Annotated in this window: 5 protein-coding genes; 3 read left to right on the plus strand and 2 right to left on the minus strand. The window is 51.8% G+C overall.

Annotation, left to right across the window (positions count from 1 at the left end; all coding sequences use genetic code 11):
* Window positions 1-194 precede the first annotated feature (194 nt).
* On the plus strand, window positions 195-1,250 hold the full coding sequence (locus MHN01_RS17855; RefSeq protein ID WP_239412577.1) for a CNNM domain-containing protein: 1,056 nt from the start codon (window positions 195-197) through the stop codon (window positions 1,248-1,250).
* 69 nt (window positions 1,251-1,319) lie between these two features.
* On the opposite strand, the gene brnQ is transcribed toward MHN01_RS17855, so the two are convergent.
* Complete coding sequence (gene brnQ / locus MHN01_RS17860; RefSeq protein ID WP_239412578.1) at window positions 1,320-2,621, minus strand: branched-chain amino acid transport system II carrier protein; 1,302 nt, start codon at window positions 2,619-2,621, stop codon at window positions 1,320-1,322.
* A gap of 55 nt (window positions 2,622-2,676) precedes the next feature.
* Here brnQ and MHN01_RS17865 point away from each other — a divergent pair, with 55 nt between their 5' ends.
* On the plus strand, window positions 2,677-2,820 hold the full coding sequence (locus tag MHN01_RS17865; protein WP_239412579.1) for a hypothetical protein: 144 nt from the start codon (window positions 2,677-2,679) through the stop codon (window positions 2,818-2,820).
* A gap of 314 nt (window positions 2,821-3,134) precedes the next feature.
* Here MHN01_RS17865 and MHN01_RS17870 read toward each other — a convergent pair whose 3' ends face one another.
* Complete coding sequence (locus MHN01_RS17870; RefSeq protein WP_239412580.1) at window positions 3,135-3,722, minus strand: YjaG family protein; 588 nt, start codon at window positions 3,720-3,722, stop codon at window positions 3,135-3,137.
* 137 nt (window positions 3,723-3,859) lie between these two features.
* On the opposite strand from MHN01_RS17870, the gene MHN01_RS17875 reads away from it, so the two are divergent.
* Window positions 3,860-4,395 (plus strand): NAD(P)-dependent oxidoreductase (locus tag MHN01_RS17875; RefSeq protein WP_304622872.1); only part of this gene is annotated, 536 nt, incomplete at its 3' end.

Here is a 4,395-nt window from a genome sequence, read left to right on the forward strand (position 1 = left end):
ATCAACTCTAATTCAAAAGAAGCCCGTGTGGCAAAGGTTTGTCGGCTATCATGTGGTTAGGTGCGGGCTCTTTAACCATAAACTGAGCGCAAGTTCACAAAATGTTACCAATCCGAAAAATGAAATAGTTGTATTTATTCCCTAGAGCACCAATTAATATAGGCGTAATTTCCTTATTAGCTGACAAGGTAAGCATGCTACTCCTTACGATTTACATCGCAATTGCGATAGGTGTTTCGTTTATTTGCTCGGTGCTCGAAGCCGTGCTCCTTAGTATTTCGCCAAGTTATATCGGTACTCTGCGCCAGCGGAACCACCCGGCAGCTCCTCGACTTGCTGCCCTGAAAGACAATATCGATCGCCCGCTGGCCTCGATCCTAACCTTAAATACCATTGCCCACACCATCGGAGCTGCAACCGCCGGTGCCCAGGCAGCGGTCGTGTTCGGCAGCCAGTGGCTGGGTGTATTTTCCGGCGTTCTGACTATCGGTATCCTGCTATTTTCAGAAATCATTCCGAAAACCATCGGTGCGACCTATTGGCGCCAGCTGGCACCGGCTTCTGCCAGCATGCTGCGCTGGATGGTATGGGCGCTGACTCCGTTTGTCTGGGTGTCGGAACAAATAACCCGTCGCCTTTCCCGCGGGCATGAAGCGCCCAAGCTACGTGACGAGCTGTCTGCCATGGCCATGCTGGCCAAAGAATCCGGCGAGCTGGCGGAAGGCGAGTCTAAAATCATGACTAACCTGCTCCAGTTCCGTGATGTCAGCGTGACCAAGATCATGACACCACGTCCGGTGCTGTTCAGGGTCGATGCCGAACAGCCAATCAACGAGTTCCTGTCCGAGCACAAAGACAGCCCGTTCTCCCGTCCGCTGGTATTCAGCGAGCAAAAAGACAATATTATCGGCTTCGCTCATCGGCTTGAACTGTTTGCCGAAAGCCAGGCCGGCCGTGGTCACCGGGAGCTGGGGACCCTGATGCGCCCTATCCCGGTGATCATGAACAACGCCAGTGTGCCAAAAGCTTTTGAGCAGCTGATGAAAGAGCGCTCGCAGCTGGTTCTGGTCGTTGACGAATACGGTACCGTGCAGGGCATTGTGACCATGGAAGATATTTTCGAGCACCTCGTCGGCGAGGAGATTGTCGATGAAGCCGACAAGAACACCGACATGCAGCAGCTGGCCTACCAGCGCTGGGAGGCCTGGAAGAAGACTCACGGTGTGATTGAAAGCAAAGACGATGAGTGATCACACGCCATCATAAACAAGGGGGCCAATGGCCCCTTTGTTTTTCTGCAAAGCTGTCGGTCGCTTAGTTTACGGTTGCAACGCTAGTTCTGAGCGTGGAAACCGATTTCTCATCACACCTAAAGCAATCACCACCATGCTTGGTATCACCCATCCGGCATAATCGCTATAAAGCGGCAAGTATTGTACTAACCAGGCATCAATCCCTGCCGGCATCTTGCCGAGGATATGCAAGGCATCCACACAGCCAAAACCCAACGCAGTGACCACTGCAGCCATCACAGCCGATGTCGTCAAACGGCGGCGAAGTGGCGCAATCAATAACAGTGCTATCGCAACCGGGTGCAAAGCAACCACAACCGGCAAAGTAATAGCCAGTAACTGCTCCAAGCCAAGATTAGCCACCAGCCCGGCGACCAGCATTGTCACCCACACACTGCGCTGGTAGGTGACTGGCTGGAACGTCCTGCTATAGAACTCACTGCCTGCGGTTGTCACCCCGATTGCAGTAGTCAGGCAAGCCAGAATCATCACCGCGCCCAGCAAGACACTGCCCAAGGCACCGTAGTTGACCAGGGTGAACGCCGTTAGGATCTCGCCACCGTTACCAAAAGACATACCCAAATCAGCACTGGTCGAGCCGATATAGGCCAGCGACAAATACACCAATGCCATAGCTACCGCGTACATGACTGCAGCCATCAGGGTGTATTTGGCAGTAGCCTTCGGACATTCCACGCCCATTTCACGAATAGCGCGGAAGATAATCCAACCAAAGCCAATCGAGCCCAGTGCATCCATTGTCATGTAACCCTGAGTCAGGCCTTCAGCAAAAGCTTTGTCTTGATAAGGACCAGATGCCGCTAGGACATCACCACCGGGAGACAATAAGGCGGTGGCTGCCAACACGGTCAAAATCACCACCAGCACAGGGGTCAGCCACTTACCTAGCGTATCGACTAATTTGCCGGGATACAGGGCAAACATGATAGCTGCAAGGCAGAAGAAAGCGGTGAATGGCAAAAGGGCGGCTTCGCCGATAAAAGGCGCAAAGCTAAACTGATAGGCCACGGTGATCGCCCTCGGGATCACGAATGCCGGCCCTATCACGATAAAGACCATCCCCCAAAAACTGGTTGCAGCAGGCTTTGGCAATGCCGCTGTCAGGTTATCTGAACCTTTGACCAGTGCCACTATCACCAAGGCCAGTGCTGGCAGACCGACCCCGGTCAGCAGGAACCCGGCCATACCGGCTGCAAAATGCTCACCAGCCTGCTGGCCAAGAAACGGGGGAAAGATCAGGTTGCCGGCGCCAAGGTACATGGCGAAAGTCATGAAACCCAAGGCAGCGATATTACGTGCACTTAACATAGTTATCCTCTTCAGCAGCCGCTTGAAGGAAACTAAGGGGAATTCGGATGGGAATATGGACCTGTCAGCTTCGCTTCAAGCTGACAGGAAAAATGAGTACGGCCTGTCAGCCCCGGATAAGACCCAGAGAGAGCAGGAGGAGCAGGCTAGCCGCAACGGCCTTGAAACCATTGCAGTAAACAGCACTATTGATAGCTGATACAGGCATAACTCGTCCTAGCTGACAGGTAAAAAAAACAGGAAAACCAAAGCGTTTTCCGCGACACCTTTGTTATAAACGGCAGCAGTCAGACAATACAAGCAAAAAAACAAAATAAGTGATATTGACCAATACCAGTCAAATTAAAAGCATAAATAACCGCAAATAAAATCTATTTTTGGGTTTTATAACTTTACATCACGGTTACATCTCCCAGCAGGCCTCTCTGTGCCTTTTTCAAGAACAGCACCTACTCGGCTGGCAAGTACAAAAAAGGACCCGTCAGGGCCCTTTTTCAATTCATCTGTAATTGCTTATAGTTCGATACCGATATTGCTGACAGGCTCTTCACGGAGCTCTTGGCGCAGGCCTTTGATAAGCTCAATATCGCGACGCTCGGCTTCCTTCAATGCACGGAAGATTGCCCACTGCATATCCCACTCGGCACAAACCGCTTCATTTTCTTTCTGGTTGTCGTTGGTGATCTCGACACCACTCTGGGCAAATTCAAGATCCGCCACCGTTTCTGCTGACAGCGAGCTCAGCTTCGTCAGGGTTTCCAGCATCAAGTCGCGATCCAGCATGGCGTGCAGCAAGTCTGCCAGCGCAACACAGGCATCAATCGCAGGGTTCACCGCATAGAGATCATGCTCATCGGCACTAGGCACCAGCTCTTCTAGCTTCTCCAACTGCTTTTCGAAATTAATCTTCGCCGTTTTGACCGTCAGAATTTCCCAGATACTGTCAAGAATTGAGCGATATTTCTGCTCATCGGCAAATTCAGTTTCTCGGCAGAACAATGCATAGTTGGGGTACATACGCTCACACAGGGAGACCATAAAGGTGATGTGTTGCCATGGTTCTAATTTTTCTAGACGAAGCTGAACAGGATTCTTTAGCATGGGATAATCTGCGGTTGTGATTTGCCTCGAAGTTTACTTCTATCGCCAAGTCACTTCAACATCAAGCGACAGCAATATAGGCATATCACACGTAGCGAAAAGGCAGGTAGAAAATGTCAGCAAACAGGGATAAGGGAATGAACAAGTTATTGATTGTGTCACGACAAGAAAAGGCTTATCGACAACTGCTCGCCGAAGCACGTTTACCAGGGCTCGAAATAACCGATACGCCGGAACACGCCACCATCATTCTGGCCGACCCTCCGCGCATTGCTGCCGAACTCGACGACTACCCGGGACTACACTGGCTACAATCTACCTTTGCGGGTATTGACGCTCTGATCCGGCCAGCGCTTCGGCAAGACTACACCCTGACCAATATCCGCGGTCACTTCGGCCAATTGATTGCCGAATATGTCATGGGGTATACCCTGGATCATACCCGCCATCTCGGCCAATACCGCCAGCAGCAAGCCCGGCAACAATGGCAACCGCTTCCCTATGCGTCCCTGAACCAAAAAACCATGGTCATTCTGGGTACGGGCTCCATCGGAGCGCACCTCGCCCGGGTTGCCAAAGCCTTTGGCCTTACCCTTATCGGCATCAACCGTTCGGGCACCTCAGCAGAAGCGAGCTTTGATCGAGTGTTACCTCTTGCCCGGCTGAGTGAAGG

Source organism: Photobacterium sp. OFAV2-7 (genome assembly GCF_022347985.1).
GTDB lineage: Bacteria > Pseudomonadota > Gammaproteobacteria > Enterobacterales > Vibrionaceae > Photobacterium.

Coding starts and splice junctions, on each gene's coding strand:
- MHN01_RS17855 (WP_239412577.1), top strand. CDS start 195: ATGCTACTCCTTACGATTTACATCGCAATTGCGATAGGTGTTTCGTTT.
- MHN01_RS17870 (WP_239412580.1), bottom strand. CDS start 3,722: ATGCTAAAGAATCCTGTTCAGCTTCGTCTAGAAAAATTAGAACCATGG.
- MHN01_RS17865 (WP_239412579.1), top strand. CDS start 2,677: ATGGACCTGTCAGCTTCGCTTCAAGCTGACAGGAAAAATGAGTACGGC.
- brnQ (WP_239412578.1), bottom strand. CDS start 2,621: ATGTTAAGTGCACGTAATATCGCTGCCTTGGGTTTCATGACTTTCGCC.